Source organism: Glutamicibacter protophormiae, assembly GCF_014647495.1.
GTDB lineage: Bacteria > Actinomycetota > Actinomycetes > Actinomycetales > Micrococcaceae > Glutamicibacter > Glutamicibacter protophormiae.
This window is the reverse complement of record NZ_BMPH01000016.1, coordinates 44263-59542: the sequence shown is the minus strand read 5'-3', so window position 1 is coordinate 59542 and position 15280 is coordinate 44263. Positions and strand designations below refer to the sequence as shown.

Below are 15280 nucleotides of genomic sequence, written 5' to 3'. Positions count from 1 at the left end.
ATTCGTCTCTGAAGGTGACCCCAATCACGCAAAGGAGAGGCTCTTGTCTGAGATCCTGACCCAACGCCGCGGACATCTGGGGCTCATCACCCTGAACCGTCCGAAATCCCTGAACGCGCTGAATGCGGACATGTGCCACGTCATCATGGATGCGCTGCTGCAGTGGCGCGACGACCCGCAGATCGCGCAGGTGGCCATAGTCGGGGCGGGAGACCGGGCATTCTGCGCCGGCGGCGATATCGTCGCCATCTACCGGGACATCATGGAGCGCAACGGATCCTCGGAAGAATTCTGGCGGGTCGAATACCAGCTCAACGTCTTGATCGATGAGTACCCCAAACCGTACATCGCGTTCATGGATGGCATCGTGCTGGGCGGAGGCATCGGCATCTCGGCCCACGGGAGCCACCGCATCGTGACCGAAGCGAGCCGCTGCGGCATGCCGGAAGTAGGCATTGGATTCTTCCCGGATGTCGGGGGCACCCACCTGCTGTCTCGGGCGCCGCGGGCGGCAGGACGCCTGGCGGCGCTGACTGGAATGAAGTTCGGCGCCGCGGACACCGTGGCGCTGGGACTTGCAGATACCTACGTGCCGCAAAAGGACCTTCCTGCCCTGCTTGAGGCGCTGCAGACCGAGCCGGTGGACCGCGCGGTATCGCGCTTCGCTGGAATCCCCGACAGCGGGTACCTGCATGAAGAGTGGGTCCAGTCCTTCTCCGAGTCGAGCATTCCGGCGGTCGCGGCGGGACTGTCCGCATTCGAGAACCCGCGAGCCGCAGCGGCGCTGGCGGCCCTGGAAGCCGCCTGCCCGAGCTCGGTGCGGCTTGTCGAGGAGCTGCTACGGGAAGCCGGCGTCGACCTGCGAGCCGACCTGATCCGCGAGTTCCGGGCGGCCGTGCATCGGCTCGACGACCCGGACTTCGCCGAAGGCATCCGTGCCGCGGTGATCGACAAGGATCGGAAACCGCGGTGGAACGAGCCGCTGGATAAGCTCAGCCCCGAACAGCGCACAGCCCGGCATTTCGGGCCGTTGGACGGAGCCGAATTGGATTTCACCCTGATTGACCAGGGGCTACGCGAAAAGAGTGGACGATGAGCAATCTGCCAGTTATTGGATTCCTGGGACTGGGGCACATGGGACTGCCCATGGCCATCAACCTCCACCGGGCCGGCTACAAGCTCAAGGGCTTCGACGTCGTCCCCGCGGCGGTGCAGGCCGCGACGGAAGCCGGCATCGAAACGGTCGACAGCGGAGCCGATGCCGCGAAGGGCGTCGACATCGTGCTGACCATGTTCCCCTCGGGACAACATGTGCTGGACGCCTACCGAAGCTACCTGCTCGATACCGCGGCGCCGAATACGCTGTTCCTCGAATGCTCCACCATCGATGTCGCCCAAGCCCGGGAGGCGGCCGAGCTAGCTGTCGCCGCCGGGCATCGCAGCGCGGACGCGCCTGTTTCCGGCGGAGTGGTCGGCGCCGAAGCGGGGACCCTGACCTTCATGCTCGGCGCCGAAGCCGCGGACCTGGCGGAGATCACCGCAGTGCTGGAGCATATGGGCAAGCGTATCGTGCACTGCGGGGGCCACGGGTCGGGGCAGGCCGCGAAAATCTGCAACAACATGCTGCTGGGCATTTCCATGATCGGCGCGGCCGAGGCCTTTGTCCTGGGTGAGCGGCTGGGCCTGGAACACCAGGCGCTCTACGACGTCATTTCCACGGCCTCGGGCCAATGCTGGTCGGTGACCACCAACTGCCCGGTCCCCGGGCCGGTGCCGGCTTCGCCGGCGAACCGCGACTACCAGCCCGGCTTCGCCGCGGCGTTGATGGCCAAGGACCTGGGACTGGCGTCCAGCTCGCTGGAGCATACCGACACCGACGCGCAAATGGGCGCCCTGGCCGCGGCGCTCTACCGCAAGTTCAGCGACGAGGGCAATGCCGGCACCGACTTCTCGGGAATCATCAACGCGGTGCGCGAAGGAACGTTATAGGAAGTCGCCCGAGGCCCTGCGGAAGCGCGAGAGGATCTGGAACAGCTCTCGCGCATCCGCGGCCGGCAGGCCGCTGTCGGCGAACAGCTGCTCGTTGAGATCGTCGCGGGCCGCGGCCAGGATATCCGCCCCCTCGGCCGTCAGCTCAAGCAGCCGGGTGCGGCCGTCGGTGGGATGCTGAATCCGGCGAACCAGGCCGGTGGCTTCCAACCGGTCCACGGAATTGGTCAGGCTTGTCGCGTGCACCTGCAGCAGGCGGCTGGCGTGGGTCATGGGCAGCGAACCCCGCTTGGAGAAGCCGAGCAGCGCGAGCACCTCGAAGCGCGCAAAGGTCAGGCCGTGCGGCCTGAGTATTGAATCCGCGCGCTGGAGAAAGATCGAGGCGGTGCGCATGACCGCGGTAATCGCGGCCATGGAGTCCGCCTCGGCATCCCAGCCGTGGGAAACCCACTGTTCGCGGGCCTGGGCAATCGGGTCGCGCGGCAAAGGTGACGACATTTTTCTACCCCCAAAAGAAGACCTAGTCCAACAATATACTTGGACATCCTATGGTTTGGAAGGAGATCCGGATGGACCTCATGACCGATATTTCGACGCAGCTCAGCCAGTCCGACAGCGCGCGGCTGGCCCAGGTGAGGGAACTTGCCCAGGGCAAGATCCGCAGGCAATCCATCGACTACTGGAACCGCGAGGACTTCGCGCCCGCGCTGGTGGCCGAGCTCGGAGCCGCGGGTCTGGGAGCGGTGCAGCTTGAGGACTGCTCGCATCTGGCGCGCGGGTTGATCCACGCTGAACTGGCCCGCGCGGACATATCCCTCTCCTCGGTCGTCGGGATTCACAACGAACTGGTTCTCGGAATGATCAATGAACTGGGTTCCGAGGCCCAGCGCGAAATGTGGCTGCCGCGATTGGGCAAGCTTGAAGCCTTCGGAGCGTTCGCCATGACGGAACCGGAGCATGGCTCCGACATTGCCGGCGGAATGTCCACCCGCGTACGCCGGGAGGGCGGTGAGTACATTCTTTCCGGGCGCAAGCGCTGGATCGGCATGGGCACCATCGCCGACTTCGCGCTGGTTTGGGCCAGGGAGCCGGAATCCGGAGCGATCGGAGCCTACCTGGTGGAATCGGACAGGCCTGGATTCCGCGCTTCCAAGATCGGGAACAAGATCGGCTTGCGCATCATGCAGAATGCGGATATCGAGCTGGATGATGTGCGCATCCCGGTGGAGAACAAGCTGCCAGGCGCCACGGGATTCGCCGCCGCAAACCACCTGCTCATGCAGTCCCGAGCATGGGTCGGCTGGCAGGCCGCGGGCGCGATGCTGGCGACCCTGGATGTCTGTACGGCCTACGCCGCCAGCCGGGAGCAGTTCGGCAAGCCTCTGGCATCTTTCCAACTCATCCAGCAGGCGCTTGCAGAAATCGCCGGCAATGCCAGTGCGTGCCTAGCCATGATGGGAAATATTGCGCGCAAGCAGGAAGCGGGAGAGCTGACCATGGCCGATGCCGCGCTGGCCAAGTCGACGGCGACCCGGTTGGCGCGGGACGCTGCGGCCAAGGGTCGCGCGCTTCTTGGCGGCAACGGAGTGTCTTCGGAGTACGAAATGGCCAAGATCTTCTGTGATGTTGAAATCCTCCATACCTACGAAGGCACCTATGAGATCAATTCGCTCATTGTGGGGCGCGCATTGACCGGAACGGGCGCCTTCGTCTGATTTCATTTGCCCCGCACGCTGCCTCCTCCCGTTTCGCAAAGATGCACACACCGCCGGCCCCGGCATACCCGGGCCGGCGGTCGGTAAAACAAAAAACATGAAAGTACTTTCCTTTTCGGAAAGTACTTGTTATTCTATTGGTACATCGAAAGACGCGGAACAAGGGGAGCAAGATCATGAACAAGATGTCCAACGCCACGTACTCGATCATCATCGGCCTTGCAGGAGTGGTCTTCGCCGCACTTGCGCTCTTCGCCTACTTCAGCGGCCGCAACGCACTGATCTTCGTAGGAATGGGAATCTTTGTCGCCGTGACGATGACCATGACCTCGTTGAACGCACGGCAGCGCGCCGCCGCGCGTGCGGAGGGGAACCCGTCATGAGCGCCGAAAAGAATTTTGACCCGGAACAGCAGCTGGCAGCGCTGGCGCAGGCCCAAGCCAACATGGACCGTGCCGTTGGCTACGGCTCGAAGCTTCTGGGCTGGTACAGCATTATCGTTGCGCTGGTCATCGGTGCGCTGGCCTTCCTGCTGCAGCTGTATCCTCCACGGGACAACATGGTCGGCTTCTCCGTGATCATCGGGCTCTACGTGGTGGCGATCGTTGCCGCCTCGCTGGCCTACCGAAAGCTCTACCGCTCGTTGCCGGTCGGCTACTCGAAGCGCTACAACCGGGGGTTCATGCTGACCATCATCCTCTACGCGGCTTCGCTGGCGCTGATGCCGCTGGAGCTTGGCTCCTGGATCATTCTGGGGCTGGTCTGGCTTGCTGTCTCGGCCCCGCTGCTGATCGCAGGGATCGGCATGGTTCGGAAATGACGGCGCATGCCCGAAACCGGCTCAACGCGGATTTCTCCAACCCTGTCCGACTGTCCATTATGGGCTCGCTGAACACCGTTGAGGAGGCTGATTTCAAAACACTGAGGGATGCGCTGGGCATTTCGGATTCGGTGCTGTCGCGGCACCTCAGCGCGCTGGAAGACAAGGGCTATGTCAAGATCCGCAAGGGGTTCGTGGGAAAACGCCCTCGGACCTGGGCCAAGCTGAGCCCTGAGGGGCGTGTGGCGTTCACGGACCACGTGCAGGCGTTGAAGGAAATTACCGGACTGGCTTAGAGATTGCGCCAATAGGGACGGCACATCCCCAGTAAGTATTAATGCCAGCGTAATTAACCACGTCAGGCACGTCATTAAGCAGTGAAGCAGGCACGGACAGTGTTAAACAAGGTTTGTCTAGAACCGTTTACACAAGAAGGTCACGTGCCTGCCCTACCATCTTCCATCATCGAGCCCCTCTGGCGCCAATTCGAGGCACTGATCCCCGAACGGCCACGCACCCACCCGCTGGGCTGCCACAAACCAAGGATCAGCGATCGGATCATCTTCGACAAGCTCATCCATGTCCTCGTCCTGGGCGCCGCCTACGAGAAAATCAGTGACACCACCTGCTCGGCCACCACCATCCGACGCCGCCGCGACGAATGGATCAGCTCAGGGATCTTCCGCGAACTGGAGCAGATCTGCCTGGAATCCTACGACCGGATCATCGGGTTGGACCTGGAGAACCTCGTCATTGACGGCTGCCTGGTCAAAGCACCGTGCGGCGGCGAAGCCGCCGGGAAATCCCCGGTAGACCGCGGCAAGCAAGGCGCCAAGCGCTCGGTGATGACCGACGGGAAAGGGATCCCTGTCGGTTGTGTCATTGCCGGAGCGAACCGGCATGACTCCCCGCTGCTGCGTCCTACCCTAGAACGTCTTGCCCGTTTCGGTTACCGACTGCCCGAACAGATCACGGTCCATCTGGATGCTGGCTATGACAGCCGCAAGACGCGGGAGCTGCTTACCGAGCTGGGTTGCGGTTGGGAGATCAGCACCAAGGGCGAACCCCTTCAGGCCGGAGTGCGCTGGGTGGTGGAACGAACTAATGCGTGGCACAACCGAGGGTTCAAGAAGTTGGCGATCTGCACCGAGCGTAAGGTCCGGGTCATTGACGCGTTGATCAGCCTCGCGAACAGTGTCATCGTGATCCGCCGGCTGATCGGGGAAGCGTGGGTGACGCATCGGTGGGATGCGAGGCCTAATCGAAAGCCTTAAGAACCAGTTGTTCCCTATTGGCGCGGATTCTTAGTTGTCTTCCTGCTGAGGTCCCATAATTGGCCCAATGCTGCGATGAACAGCGGTACGGTTAGCACTGCCCAGAAAGGGTCGGCTGGGAATCCGGTCGGCAGGGCAGCAGCCGCGGCCAACACGGCGCCGCCGGCCAATGGCCGATGAACGGCTGCGGACTTGGCCGTGGGCGTGAAGAGGATGAAGCCCAGATTCGAGACGCATGCTGCCCACAGGGCAAAGCTCAAGGGGTTTTCCAAGGCCCTGCCCGAGGACAGCAGATCCCATCCGGCGTATCCAACGTAAATGCCGAGGAAAATTTCCAGCACGTGCTGCCAGCGGGTAGCGGCCGGCCCGTGTTTGGATTCAGCGTTCATGGATGCGTCCTCGTTTGCCGTGGCGCGGTGCCATAGCGGCACCGTGGCCCCAGCCTAGTGCCCGAAGCCGGCGGAATCCATGAAACTATCGGCGGGGAGGACTTCCCCTAGGCTCTCCACCACTTGTCGAGGTTGGTGGCGGGAACAGTCCGCTTATGCCGCGAGAGGATGAAACGCCGTTCGATCGAAAGCGCGGCGGTCTCGTCAATCTCGCGGCCCTCGAGGTAGTCGTCGATCTGCGCGTAGGTCAGGCCCAGCTCGTCCTCGTCGGTGCGCTGCGGTTGGCCGTCCAGCAGATCTGCGGTGGGAGCCTTGGCCCAGAGCAGCTCGGGAGCGGCCAATTCTCGCAGCAACGCCTGGTTCTGCCGCTTGTTCAGCCCTGCCAGCGGCAGCAGGTCGGCGCCGCCGTCGCCGAACTTCGTGAAGAAGCCGGTCACGGACTCCGCCGCATGGTCGGTGCCGATGACCAGCATGCCGCGGTCCCCGGCCACCGCGTACTGGACGATCATGCGCATCCGGGCCTTGGCGTTGCCGCGGTTGAAATCGCTGATCGCCGGATGCCCGGCGTCGGCCAGGGCTTCATCCAGTCCCGCCACAGGCTTGGAGATATTTACTTCGAACTCCTGGTCGGCGGCAACGAAGTCCATGGCCGCTGCGGCATCCGCCGCATCGTGCTGGATTCCGTGGGGCAGGCGGACGGCGATGAATTCGGCAGCGCCGCCGGCTTCGCGCACTTCCTGGACGGCGAGCTGCGCCAGACGCCCGGCCAGCGTGGAGTCGATGCCGCCGGAAATTCCCAGGACGAAACCCTTGGCACCGGTCGCGGCGAGGTAGTCCTTCAGGAAGTCGACGCGGGAGCGTACTTCCTCGGCCGGATTGATGGACGCCTTGACGCCCAGCTCTTCAATGATCGCTGCTTGCAGTTCTCGCATGTAACCAATCCTAGGCATACCGGAGACAGTTTGCCGGCGCGGCTGCGGAAGGTGCGGCGAAAGTTAACGTGTTCTCAACATTCGCCGCAACCGCTAGTTATCTTCGGCGTCCGGATCCCAGCCGAGGTTGCGCGCCATTTTCTCCAGCGTGGCGACCACAGCGGCGTATTCGGAGCCGTCGAGGTCCTGGCCGGACTGCGTCCGGATCTTTTCGATCAGTTCGCTGAGCTTCATCAGCGAGACATGGCCCCGGTCGGTGATGGAAAATTCGCCCTCTTCGTGCGAGATCCATCCAGACTCCACCAATTCCATGAGGTGCTCGGAGACCGACGTCGGTTCATCTGGCGACGCAAAGAACGGCGAAAGTCCGGCGGTCAGTTCCGGCTCGGTGGCGGGCTGCTGCTCCAGGAGATTGAGCACCTGCCATTGCCGGCGTGTCACACCGTGTTCTTCCAAGGTCGCAGCAAACTGCTCGTCAATCAGCGAATCCACCAATTTCAACCAGTAACCCAGGGGGCGTGTAGCGTTCATGGGATCAGCCTAGCGATGATGCCGACTAGAATCGAGAGCATGAGCGAAACCAGCGCCCGCGGGCGGCTAAAAGAACTGATTCAGGAATTTGCCATTGTTCGTGGCAAGGTCATCCTTTCTTCCGGCAAGGAAGCCGATTACTACATCGACCTTCGCCGGGTCACCCTGCAGCAGGAAGCTTCAGGTCTGGTCGGCCAGGTCATGCTTGATCTCCTGGATGAAGCCGGTCTGGAGTTCACCAACGTGGGCGGCCTGACCATGGGCGCCGACCCGGTGGGCACCGCCATCATGCATACCGCGCGCGAGAAGAACCGCGCCATCGATGCCTTCGTGGTGCGCAAGGCGCAGAAGTCCTACGGCATGGGCCGCCAGGTTGAAGGCCCGAGCGTCGAAGGCCGCAACGTCATCGTCCTGGAAGACACCTCCACCACCGGCGGCTCCGCGCTGACCGCGGTCGAGGGCGTCCGCAAGGCCGGCGGCAACGTCATCGCCGTGGCGGTCATCGTGGATCGCGACACCGGCGCCAAGGAGCGCATCGAGGAAGAGGCCGGCGTGCCTTACCTCTTCGCATACGGCAAGGACGAGCTGGGCCTGTAACCGGCGCGCTTTCCCATCGTTTTCGGCCGCGGGCCGGGCCGGCCCCTCGGGTCGGCCCGGCCCGCAGTGTTTTGCAAGCACTAAAGATGAGTCAACTAATGTTGACGCCGCTCCACGCGTCAACTAAAGTTGACGCATGGAACATGGAATAAAAACCGCCATCGATTCCGATGGCCATGGCGGCCCCCTGGCCCAGCTGCGACGCCTGACCGCCGAGCAGCGCGAACTGGCCCGGGCTCAGACGGCAGAGGTGCGCCGGGCACGAGCCGGCGGGCACTCATGGCAAGCGATCGCCTCGGCGCTGGAAATTTCAAAACAGGCGGCGCACAAGAAATACGGCCGGAACTAGCGGGATTCAAATGAGCGGAGAGCCGAATCTCCGGTGCGTACGAAGGCCTATGCCGTCCGCCGGCGCAGGGTCAGCGACCCCACCAGCAAGGCGCCGAGAATCCACCCGCCGATGACCAGAAGGCTGGCCCAGGTGCCGCTGTCCTCGGTGCCCGCAGCGACATCTCCCAGTGCGTCGATGGCATGCGACAGCGGCAGCCAGTCGCCGATGACCTCCAAGGCCCCCGGCAGTTGCCCGCGCGGCAGGATCAGACCGGAGAGCAGGAACTGCGGGAAGATCAGCAGCGGCATGAACTGTACGACCTGGAATTCGGTTCTGGCGAAGGCGCTGGCCATCAACCCCAGGCTGGTTCCGAGCAGGGCATCCAGCGCCGCCACGCTGAACAGCAGCAGCAGGCTTCCGGAGATCTCCAGTCCCAGCACCAGAATGGCGAAAGAGACCGCGATGACCGTCTGCAGCACCGCCACCAGGGTGAATGCCAGTGCGTATCCGAAGATGAATTCACCTTTGGCCAGCGGCATGCTGAGCAGCCGCTCCAAGGTGCCGCTGCGCCGTTCGCGCAACGTCGCAATGCTGGTCACCAAGAACATCACGACAAATGGGAACAGTGCGATCATCGCCGGGCCGATGTGCTGGAACACGTTGGTGTCAGTGAAGATCCAGGCCATCAAGCCGATCAATAGGCTGGGGACGACCAGCATCAACGCGATGGTGCGCGGATCGTGGCGAATCTGGCCATGTACCCGAGCGGCGGTGGCCACGGTGCGTTTCATGATGGCTTTCCCCCCACGCGGGCACGGTGCCGTGCGGCGGACGGCCCGCTGGTCGGTGCAGAATCCAGACCGCCGGAGGCGATAAGCCTGAGGAATGCGTCTTCCGGGTCGCTGGCGCCGGTGCGCCTGAGCAGTTCGCCGGGGGAGATCTGGGCCAGCAGCTGTCCATTGCGAAGCAGCAGCATTTCATCGCAGCGCATGGCCTCGTCCATGACGTGGCTGGAAACCACCATGCAGATTCCCGACGCCGCCAGATCGGCAAACAGGGCCCACAATTCTGCACGGAGTACCGGATCCAGCCCGACCGTCGGCTCGTCGAGAATCACGATGTCGGGTGATCCGAGCAGTGCGATGGCCAGGGACACGCGATTGCGCTGGCCGCCAGACAGATCCAGCACAAGCCGCTTGGCCTGCTCCTGCAGGTCGGTGGCCACGATGACGCGGGTGGCTTCGGCCTCGGGCAGGCCGAGGATCTTGGCGAAGTAGGCGACGTTTTGCTGTACCGTCAGGTCGTCGTAGACGCTGGCGGCCTGCGTCATGTAGCCCACCCTATGGCGCAGGGACTTGTGCCCGGCGGGCAGCCCCAGGACGGTGACCGTGCCGCCGGAGGTGATCTGGTTGCCCACGATGCTGCGCAGCAGTGTGCTCTTGCCGCTGCCGCTGGGGCCCAGCAGCCCGATGATGCGGCCCGGGGCCAGCTCGCAGTCGATGTCCTGGAGCACCAGAGATTTGCCTCTCTTGACGCTCAGCTTCTGGACCTGGATGCATGCCTTCGTGTTCATCACACAATGAATTAGAGACCCCTGCCGTGGCAGGGTCAATGCTTGGCCATGAATTGCCCTCCGAGCGGCCCGGAGGACGGCTCAACGATGCTTGACCCACAACCCCACGACCAGCACCAGATAGATCAGCGCGATGAAGCCCAGCAGCCGGTGCTCACCCCACACGACGGTGTTGCTCATGGAGCAGTGGAGCTCGGCGCCGGCGCCGAGGCATGAGCGCGCCGCGTAGTTCAGCGCAACCAGCAGCGTCAGCCCCAGATAGAGTCCCACGGCGATGAGAACGAACTTCCAGACCCGCCGCCGGGGGCGATAGTTCTCCATGACACCCAGTATCCGCCCGTGGCCCAGCGGTGCCTAGGTTGCTGGGAAGTCAAAGAAAAATGCCCCAGCATCCGGCAATGCGGCTGCTGGGGCAGGGAACTTCGGGCTACTTGGAAGCGGCCTTGGCATCGGCCGGCTTGGCCTCGGGCACGGCTCGGCCCTTGACGAGTTCGGCATGCAGGTTCGCGACCGACGGGTACTGCAGGTCCGGGCGGAACGGGAAGGTGTCCATGTCATCGCGCGCGGTGATTCCCGAGAAGACCAGCGCGGTGAGCAGGCCGGCTTCCATGCCCGCAACAATGTCGGTGTCCATGCGGTCGCCGATCATGGCGGTGGTTTCCGAGTGCGCGTCGATCCGGTTCAGGGCCGAGCGGAACATCATCGGATTGGGCTTGCCCACCACATACGGTTCGCGGTTCGTTGCCCGGGTGATCAATGCCGCAATGGCGCCGGTTGCCGGCATGATGCCCTCGGTGGAGGGGCCCGTGGCATCCGGGTTGGTGGCAATGAATTTTGCCCCGCGCTCAATCAGGCGGATTGCCTTGGTGATGGCCTCGAAAGAGTAGGTGCGCGTTTCGCCGAGCACCACGTAATCGGGATTCTGGTCGGTCATGATGAACCCGGCGTCGTGCAGCGCCGTGGTCAGCCCCGCCTCGCCGATCACGAAGGTGCGTCCGCCCGGTCGCTGGCGGGCGAGGAACTCCGCGGTGGCCATGGCGGAGGTCCAGATGTTCTCCTCCGGCACGTCCAAGCCGGAGGCCAGCAGGCGGGCCCGCAGGTCGCGCGGAGTGTAGATGGAGTTGTTGGTCAGCACCAAAAAACGCAGGTTGTTTTCTCGCCAGTACTGCAGGAGCTCCGAGGCTCCCTTCAGCGCGTGGTTCTCGTGGACCAGGACGCCGTCCATGTCGGTCAGCCAGCATTCAATATCGTGGACGGTGCGTGCGGCACGGTTGCTGAGGGTCACGAGGTGTCATTCCTCCATTGGCAGTAGGTGGCGGGAGCTATCTGCGCTGAAAGTTTCCCCTGTAATTCAAAGCCTACACAGCATCCGCCGGCAGTGCAGTGAACGGCGGCACTCCCGCGACCTACTACCCTTAAAAGTGTGAGTCACGAAGCGAATGAAGCAACCGAGAATACCGCCGAGCACGTCATCGGCGTGGGGCCCTGGGAGGGCGAGCTGCCGCAGGACGAGAAATACGATCCGCAGCTGCTGGCAGAAGGCGATCGCCGCAATGTCGCCGACAAGTACCGCTACTGGAGCATGGATGCGATCATCGCCGACCTCGACGAGCGCCGCCATGATTTCCACATCGCCATCGAGAACTGGCAGCACGACATGAACATCGGCACCGTGGTCCGCTCCGCCAATGCCTTCCTGGCCAAGGAAGTCCACATCATCGGTCGCCGCCGCTGGAACCGCCGCGGAGCCATGGTCACCGACCGCTACCAGCACGTGCGCCACCACGCCACGGTCGAGGAATTCGTCGCCTGGGCCGAAGCCGAGGGGCTGACCATCCTGGGGATCGACATCTTCCCGGATTCGGTGCCGCTGGAAACCTACGACATTCCGCGCAACTGCGTCCTGGTGTTCGGCCAGGAGGGGCCGGGGCTGAGCCCGGAGGTCCACGCCGCGGCGAAGGACACGCTGTCCATCGAGCAGTTCGGCTCGACCCGGTCGATCAACGCGGCCTCGGCGGCCGGAATCGCCATGCACGCCTGGATCCGCCGCCACGTCTTCGGGCAAAAAGTAGGTTAACAAGGAATTTATTAATAAGTTCTTTAGTCGAGCATCTGGATTAGCCATCGTCGAACCCCTAGGCTTGGAAACGATATGAATTTGTGATCCGGGGGGATTAATCCGTGCGTCGACGTCATCAGGTGAATCACGACCTTCTTCTGCCGGGGCTTCCCCGGCGCAAAAAACCGGTTGTGATCTGGGGGATTTCGACTGCCGCCGCGTTGGTGCTGTCCAGCGCCGTGGCGATTCCCCTGGTGGCGCAGTCCGCAGATCCGCGCAACGGGGACATCCCCATCGCCATCGACGCGTTATCCGATCCCGGGTTGTACAACGATCCGGTCCTTGTCAGTCAGGACGCACCGCTGCATGCCTTCGGCGGGTCGGGCAAGGAAGTGGCCATCGACGGCCGCCCGCTGGAGATGCTGGCCGGGGCCGATGAATCCCCGGTGGGCGGGGACTCCGGTTCCGAGGAGGATTCCACGCTGCTCGCAGGCGAAGTGGGCCAGATCGGCGAGCTTCCCGGCGGCCTGCAGCTGATGCACCCGGTGACGACCCGTCGCATCTCCAGCCCCTACGGCTGGCGTTCGAACCCCACCGGCGCCGGCAACCAGATCCACATCGGACAGGACTACCCGATCGCCTGCGGCTCGCCGGTCTATGCCGCCGAGGCGGGGACGGTGACGGTGTCCGGGTGGGCGGGCCACTCCGGGATGCGCGTGGGCATCGACCACGGCAGCAACGTGCAGACCGGCTACAGCCACAATTCAAAGCTCATCGCAGCGGTGGGCCAGGAGGTCAAGCAGGGTGAACTGATCGCCTTGTCGGGTACCACCGGCAACTCCACCGGCTGCCACGTGCACTTCGAAGTCATCGTGGACGGCCGTTGGCACGATCCGCGCAACTACCTGCCGATCATCCCGGGCCAGGGCCAGGCGATGATCGATTCCTCGCGCCTGACCGTCAACGCCAACAGCGCGCCGAAGGGCGACGGCGGCAAGCCGCCGGTGCGCGACGAATCCGATCTCAGCTCAGATCCGGATGTCGTGGTTCCGAAGGACGATACCCCGGTGGTTCCCAATCCGAAGCCCAGCGCCAAGCCCAAGCCCTCGCAGTCCCAGAAGCCTGCACTGTCCCCGAGCCAGACCGAGCGGCCGGGATCCTCGGCTCCGGACTCCGAATCGCCGAGCTCCAAGCCGTCGTTGAGCACTCCGCCGTCCGCATCGGCGCCGGAGCCTTCCAGCGGATCGGCGAAGCCCACCGATGGCGCCGACGGTCCACCCGAAGTCCCGTCGACCGGACCTGCCCCGAGCAAGCCGGCACCTGCGCCCAGCGAGAAGCCGAGCACGCCGACGCCCGGCCCGCAGGGCCCGTCCACGTCCGGTTCCGGAGCCGCCGAATCGAATTAGCCTCGCGGCGCAGCCCGGGCAGGGGCAGAAGTTGGCGTGTCACGAAGTCAGATTTAGGTCTCCCGGCCCCTGCAAACGGATAGGATGGACACGAACTGCCGTCGACGGCGACGCGTGAACCCCGCTAATCCTCACAGGAGTGAAGCATGCCTATCGCAACCCCCGATAAGTACAATGCAATGATCGATGCCGCCAAGGCTGGCGGCTACGCCTTCCCCGCGGTGAATGTCACCAGCTCGCAGACCCTGAATGCCGCCATCCGCGGTTTCGCCGAAGCCGAATCCGACGGCATCATCCAGGTTTCCACCGGCGGCGCCGCCTACTGGTCCGGCGCCTCGGTCAAGGACATGGTCGTCGGCTCGCTGGGCTTCGCCGCCTTCGCCCGCCAGGTCGCCAAGAACTACGGCGTGAACATCGCGTTGCACACCGACCACTGCCCGGCCGACAAACTGGAGGGCTTCGTGCTGCCGCTGCTGGCCGCCTCGGAGGCAGAGGTTGCCGCGGGCCGCGACCCATTCTTCAACTCGCACATGTGGGACGGCTCGGCCGAGACCCTGGAAGATAACCTGCGCATCGCCGTAGAACTGCTGCCGCGCACCGCGGCCGCAAAGCAGATCCTCGAAGTTGAGATCGGCGCCGTGGGCGGCGAAGAGGACGGCGTGGAGAACGCCATCAACGACAAGCTGTACTCCACCGTCGAGGACGCACTGGCCACGATCGACGCGCTGGGCGCCGGCGAAAAGGGCCGCTACATCACCGCCCTGACCTTCGGCAACGTGCACGGCGTGTACAAGCCGGGCAACGTGAAGCTGCGTCCGGAGCTGCTCAAGGACATCCAGGACAAGGTCGGCGCCAAGATCGGCAAGGCCAACCCGTTCGATCTGGTCTTCCACGGCGGCTCGGGCTCCTCCGACAAGGAAATCGCCGACGCGGTCTCCTACGGCGTCATCAAGATGAACATCGACACCGACACCCAGTACGCCTTCACCCGCCCGGTAGCCGGCCACATGTTCGCCAACTACGACGGCGTGCTGAAGGTCGACGGCGAGATCGGCAACAAGAAGACCTATGACCCGCGCGTCTGGGGCGCGAAGGCCGAGGAATCCATGGCCGCCCGCATCGTTGAAGCCGCCCGCCAGCTGGGCTCGGCAGGAAAGAGCCTGAAGTAACCATGGTTGGAGAGAATCTGCTGGGCATCCCGGCCACGCTGCTGCCGGAGGAAACCGAGGTGCTCGCCCGCCTGGAGGCCGGCGACGAAGCGGTGGACCTGGCCGCGAAGTTCCCGTCGTCCTCCCTGGTGTGGGCGCTGCTGGCCGACGAGGCGCATGGCGAGGGCCGCACCGTGGAGTCCTACGCGTTCGCCCGCGTGGGCTACCACCGCGGACTTGACTCGCTGCGCAAGGCCGGATGGCGCGGCCAGGGCCCGGTGCCGTGGAGCCACGAGCCGAACCGCGGCTTCCTGCGCTCGCTGTACGCGCTGGGCCGCGCGGCCGCAGCCATCGGCGAGACCGAGGAGGTCGAGCGGATCGGGAAGTTCCTGAACGACTCGGATTCGAGCGCACGGGCGGCCATCGAGGCCCAGTAGCCCGTCTGCAGCCAGCCGCATCACCGATGGCGGCCAGTTTCATGTTGATGAAGCTGGCCGCCATCGGCGCTTCCAGCAG

The 15280-nt window shown here is 64.0% G+C and carries 21 protein-coding genes; 13 read left to right on the top strand and 8 right to left on the bottom strand.

Annotation, left to right across the window (positions count from 1 at the left end):
• Nucleotides 1–43 precede the first annotated feature (43 nt).
• Both IEY43_RS16000 and mmsB read left to right on the top strand, forming a co-directional pair.
• Nucleotides 44–1096 carry a 3-hydroxyisobutyryl-CoA hydrolase gene (locus IEY43_RS16000; RefSeq protein WP_188949683.1) on the top strand — a complete coding sequence of 351 codons (1053 nt, stop codon included), beginning with the start codon at nt 44–46 and terminating at the stop codon, nt 1094–1096.
• A complete protein-coding gene (mmsB, locus tag IEY43_RS15995; protein WP_188949681.1) occupies nt 1093–1989 on the top strand; it encodes a 3-hydroxyisobutyrate dehydrogenase in 897 nt (298 codons plus the stop codon). Before IEY43_RS16000 ends, mmsB begins: the two co-directional genes overlap by 4 nt.
• On the opposite strand, the gene IEY43_RS15990 is transcribed toward mmsB, so the two are convergent.
• Nucleotides 1984–2487, bottom strand: coding sequence for a MarR family winged helix-turn-helix transcriptional regulator (locus IEY43_RS15990; RefSeq protein WP_188949679.1), 504 nt, complete (start codon nt 2485–2487; stop codon nt 1984–1986). The genes mmsB and IEY43_RS15990 overlap by 6 nt on opposite strands.
• A 71-nt stretch (nt 2488–2558) precedes the next feature.
• On the opposite strand from IEY43_RS15990, the gene IEY43_RS15985 reads away from it, so the two are divergent.
• The 5 genes from IEY43_RS15985 to IEY43_RS15965 all read left to right on the top strand — a co-directional run bounded on the left by IEY43_RS15985 (nt 2559) and on the right by IEY43_RS15965 (nt 5798).
• Complete coding sequence (locus IEY43_RS15985) at nt 2559–3704, top strand: acyl-CoA dehydrogenase family protein (RefSeq protein WP_374189873.1); 1146 nt, start codon at nt 2559–2561, stop codon at nt 3702–3704.
• A 176-nt stretch (nt 3705–3880) separates the two neighbouring features.
• Entirely contained in the window at nt 3881–4087 is a 207-nt protein-coding gene (locus IEY43_RS15980) for a hypothetical protein (protein ID WP_188949675.1), read from the top strand.
• On the top strand, nt 4084–4524 hold the full coding sequence (locus tag IEY43_RS15975; RefSeq protein WP_188949674.1) for a transmembrane 9 family protein: 441 nt from the start codon (nt 4084–4086) through the stop codon (nt 4522–4524). Before IEY43_RS15980 ends, IEY43_RS15975 begins: the two co-directional genes overlap by 4 nt.
• Nucleotides 4521–4820: a winged helix-turn-helix domain-containing protein gene (locus tag IEY43_RS15970; protein WP_188949672.1), complete on the top strand. Its 300-nt coding sequence runs from the start codon at nt 4521–4523 to the stop codon at nt 4818–4820. The genes IEY43_RS15975 and IEY43_RS15970 overlap by 4 nt, the downstream gene beginning before the upstream one ends.
• Before the next feature lie 144 nt (nt 4821–4964).
• Nucleotides 4965–5798 carry an IS5 family transposase gene (locus IEY43_RS15965; RefSeq protein WP_188949670.1) on the top strand — a complete coding sequence of 278 codons (834 nt, stop codon included), beginning with the start codon at nt 4965–4967 and terminating at the stop codon, nt 5796–5798.
• 14 nt (nt 5799–5812) lie between these two features.
• Here IEY43_RS15965 and IEY43_RS15960 read toward each other — a convergent pair whose 3' ends face one another.
• From IEY43_RS15960 to IEY43_RS15950, 3 genes are all read right to left on the bottom strand, one after another.
• Nucleotides 5813–6187 (bottom strand): hypothetical protein, encoded by a 375-nt coding sequence (locus tag IEY43_RS15960; protein ID WP_188949668.1) that lies wholly within the window; start codon nt 6185–6187, stop codon nt 5813–5815.
• A gap of 107 nt (nt 6188–6294) precedes the next feature.
• Nucleotides 6295–7119 carry an NAD(+) synthase gene (gene nadE / locus IEY43_RS15955; RefSeq protein ID WP_188949665.1) on the bottom strand — a complete coding sequence of 275 codons (825 nt, stop codon included), beginning with the start codon at nt 7117–7119 and terminating at the stop codon, nt 6295–6297.
• 93 nt (nt 7120–7212) lie between these two features.
• The gene (locus IEY43_RS15950; RefSeq protein ID WP_188949663.1) at nt 7213–7650 is read right to left on the bottom strand and encodes a MarR family winged helix-turn-helix transcriptional regulator; all 438 of its coding nucleotides are present in this window, start codon (nt 7648–7650) and stop codon (nt 7213–7215) included.
• Nucleotides 7651–7689: 39 nt separating this feature from the next.
• Between IEY43_RS15950 and pyrE the strand changes: the two genes are divergently transcribed.
• Together pyrE and IEY43_RS15940 are read left to right on the top strand one after the other, a co-directional pair.
• Nucleotides 7690–8247, top strand: coding sequence for an orotate phosphoribosyltransferase (gene pyrE, locus IEY43_RS15945; protein ID WP_181728131.1), 558 nt, complete (start codon nt 7690–7692; stop codon nt 8245–8247).
• Nucleotides 8248–8383: 136 nt separating this feature from the next.
• Complete coding sequence (locus IEY43_RS15940) at nt 8384–8596, top strand: AsnC family protein (RefSeq protein WP_188949661.1); 213 nt, start codon at nt 8384–8386, stop codon at nt 8594–8596.
• Between the two features lie 47 nt (nt 8597–8643).
• On the opposite strand, the gene IEY43_RS15935 is transcribed toward IEY43_RS15940, so the two are convergent.
• From IEY43_RS15935 to IEY43_RS15920, 4 genes are all read right to left on the bottom strand, one after another.
• The gene (locus tag IEY43_RS15935) at nt 8644–9369 is read right to left on the bottom strand and encodes an ABC transporter permease (protein ID WP_188949659.1); all 726 of its coding nucleotides are present in this window, start codon (nt 9367–9369) and stop codon (nt 8644–8646) included.
• Entirely contained in the window at nt 9366–10151 is a 786-nt protein-coding gene (locus IEY43_RS15930) for an ABC transporter ATP-binding protein (RefSeq protein WP_188949657.1), read from the bottom strand. The genes IEY43_RS15935 and IEY43_RS15930 overlap by 4 nt, the downstream gene beginning before the upstream one ends.
• An 81-nt stretch (nt 10152–10232) precedes the next feature.
• Nucleotides 10233–10472: a hypothetical protein gene (locus IEY43_RS15925; protein WP_188949655.1), complete on the bottom strand. Its 240-nt coding sequence runs from the start codon at nt 10470–10472 to the stop codon at nt 10233–10235.
• 106 nt (nt 10473–10578) lie between these two features.
• Nucleotides 10579–11376 carry an HAD-IIA family hydrolase gene (locus tag IEY43_RS15920; protein ID WP_188949730.1) on the bottom strand — a complete coding sequence of 266 codons (798 nt, stop codon included), beginning with the start codon at nt 11374–11376 and terminating at the stop codon, nt 10579–10581.
• Between the two features lie 198 nt (nt 11377–11574).
• Here IEY43_RS15920 and IEY43_RS15915 point away from each other — a divergent pair, with 198 nt between their 5' ends.
• The 4 genes from IEY43_RS15915 (at nt 11575) to IEY43_RS15900 (ending at nt 15201) form a co-directional block, all read left to right on the top strand.
• Nucleotides 11575–12228 (top strand): TrmH family RNA methyltransferase, encoded by a 654-nt coding sequence (locus IEY43_RS15915; RefSeq protein ID WP_229777453.1) that lies wholly within the window; start codon nt 11575–11577, stop codon nt 12226–12228.
• Between the two features lie 173 nt (nt 12229–12401).
• Nucleotides 12402–13616, top strand: a complete 1215-nt coding sequence (locus IEY43_RS15910; protein WP_188949653.1) for a M23 family metallopeptidase — start codon at nt 12402–12404, stop codon at nt 13614–13616.
• Nucleotides 13617–13762: 146 nt separating this feature from the next.
• On the top strand, nt 13763–14785 hold the full coding sequence (gene fbaA, locus IEY43_RS15905) for a class II fructose-bisphosphate aldolase (RefSeq protein ID WP_188949651.1): 1023 nt from the start codon (nt 13763–13765) through the stop codon (nt 14783–14785).
• Nucleotides 14786–14787: 2 nt separating this feature from the next.
• Nucleotides 14788–15201 (top strand): DUF3151 domain-containing protein, encoded by a 414-nt coding sequence (locus tag IEY43_RS15900; protein WP_188949649.1) that lies wholly within the window; start codon nt 14788–14790, stop codon nt 15199–15201.
• The last annotated feature ends 79 nt before the right edge of the window (nt 15202–15280 follow it).

Bases quoted from the DNA above. Each gene is read 5' to 3' on its own strand.
- IEY43_RS15935 (WP_188949659.1), bottom strand. From the start codon at position 9,369: ATGAAACGCACCGTGGCCACCGCCGCTCGGGTACATGGCCAGATTCGC.
- IEY43_RS15940 (WP_188949661.1), top strand. From the start codon at position 8,384: ATGGAACATGGAATAAAAACCGCCATCGATTCCGATGGCCATGGCGGC.
- IEY43_RS15975 (WP_188949674.1), top strand. From the start codon at position 4,084: ATGAGCGCCGAAAAGAATTTTGACCCGGAACAGCAGCTGGCAGCGCTG.
- pyrE (WP_181728131.1), top strand. From the start codon at position 7,690: ATGAGCGAAACCAGCGCCCGCGGGCGGCTAAAAGAACTGATTCAGGAA.
- IEY43_RS15925 (WP_188949655.1), bottom strand. From the start codon at position 10,472: ATGGAGAACTATCGCCCCCGGCGGCGGGTCTGGAAGTTCGTTCTCATC.
- fbaA (WP_188949651.1), top strand. From the start codon at position 13,763: ATGCCTATCGCAACCCCCGATAAGTACAATGCAATGATCGATGCCGCC.
- mmsB (WP_188949681.1), top strand. From the start codon at position 1,093: ATGAGCAATCTGCCAGTTATTGGATTCCTGGGACTGGGGCACATGGGA.
- IEY43_RS15990 (WP_188949679.1), bottom strand. From the start codon at position 2,487: ATGTCGTCACCTTTGCCGCGCGACCCGATTGCCCAGGCCCGCGAACAG.
- IEY43_RS15950 (WP_188949663.1), bottom strand. From the start codon at position 7,650: ATGAACGCTACACGCCCCCTGGGTTACTGGTTGAAATTGGTGGATTCG.
- IEY43_RS15985 (WP_374189873.1), top strand. From the start codon at position 2,559: ATGGACCTCATGACCGATATTTCGACGCAGCTCAGCCAGTCCGACAGC.
- nadE (WP_188949665.1), bottom strand. From the start codon at position 7,119: ATGCGAGAACTGCAAGCAGCGATCATTGAAGAGCTGGGCGTCAAGGCG.
- IEY43_RS15920 (WP_188949730.1), bottom strand. From the start codon at position 11,376: ATGGACGGCGTCCTGGTCCACGAGAACCACGCGCTGAAGGGAGCCTCG.
- IEY43_RS15930 (WP_188949657.1), bottom strand. From the start codon at position 10,151: ATGAACACGAAGGCATGCATCCAGGTCCAGAAGCTGAGCGTCAAGAGA.
- IEY43_RS15980 (WP_188949675.1), top strand. From the start codon at position 3,881: ATGAACAAGATGTCCAACGCCACGTACTCGATCATCATCGGCCTTGCA.
- IEY43_RS15900 (WP_188949649.1), top strand. From the start codon at position 14,788: ATGGTTGGAGAGAATCTGCTGGGCATCCCGGCCACGCTGCTGCCGGAG.
- IEY43_RS15970 (WP_188949672.1), top strand. From the start codon at position 4,521: ATGACGGCGCATGCCCGAAACCGGCTCAACGCGGATTTCTCCAACCCT.
- IEY43_RS15960 (WP_188949668.1), bottom strand. From the start codon at position 6,187: ATGAACGCTGAATCCAAACACGGGCCGGCCGCTACCCGCTGGCAGCAC.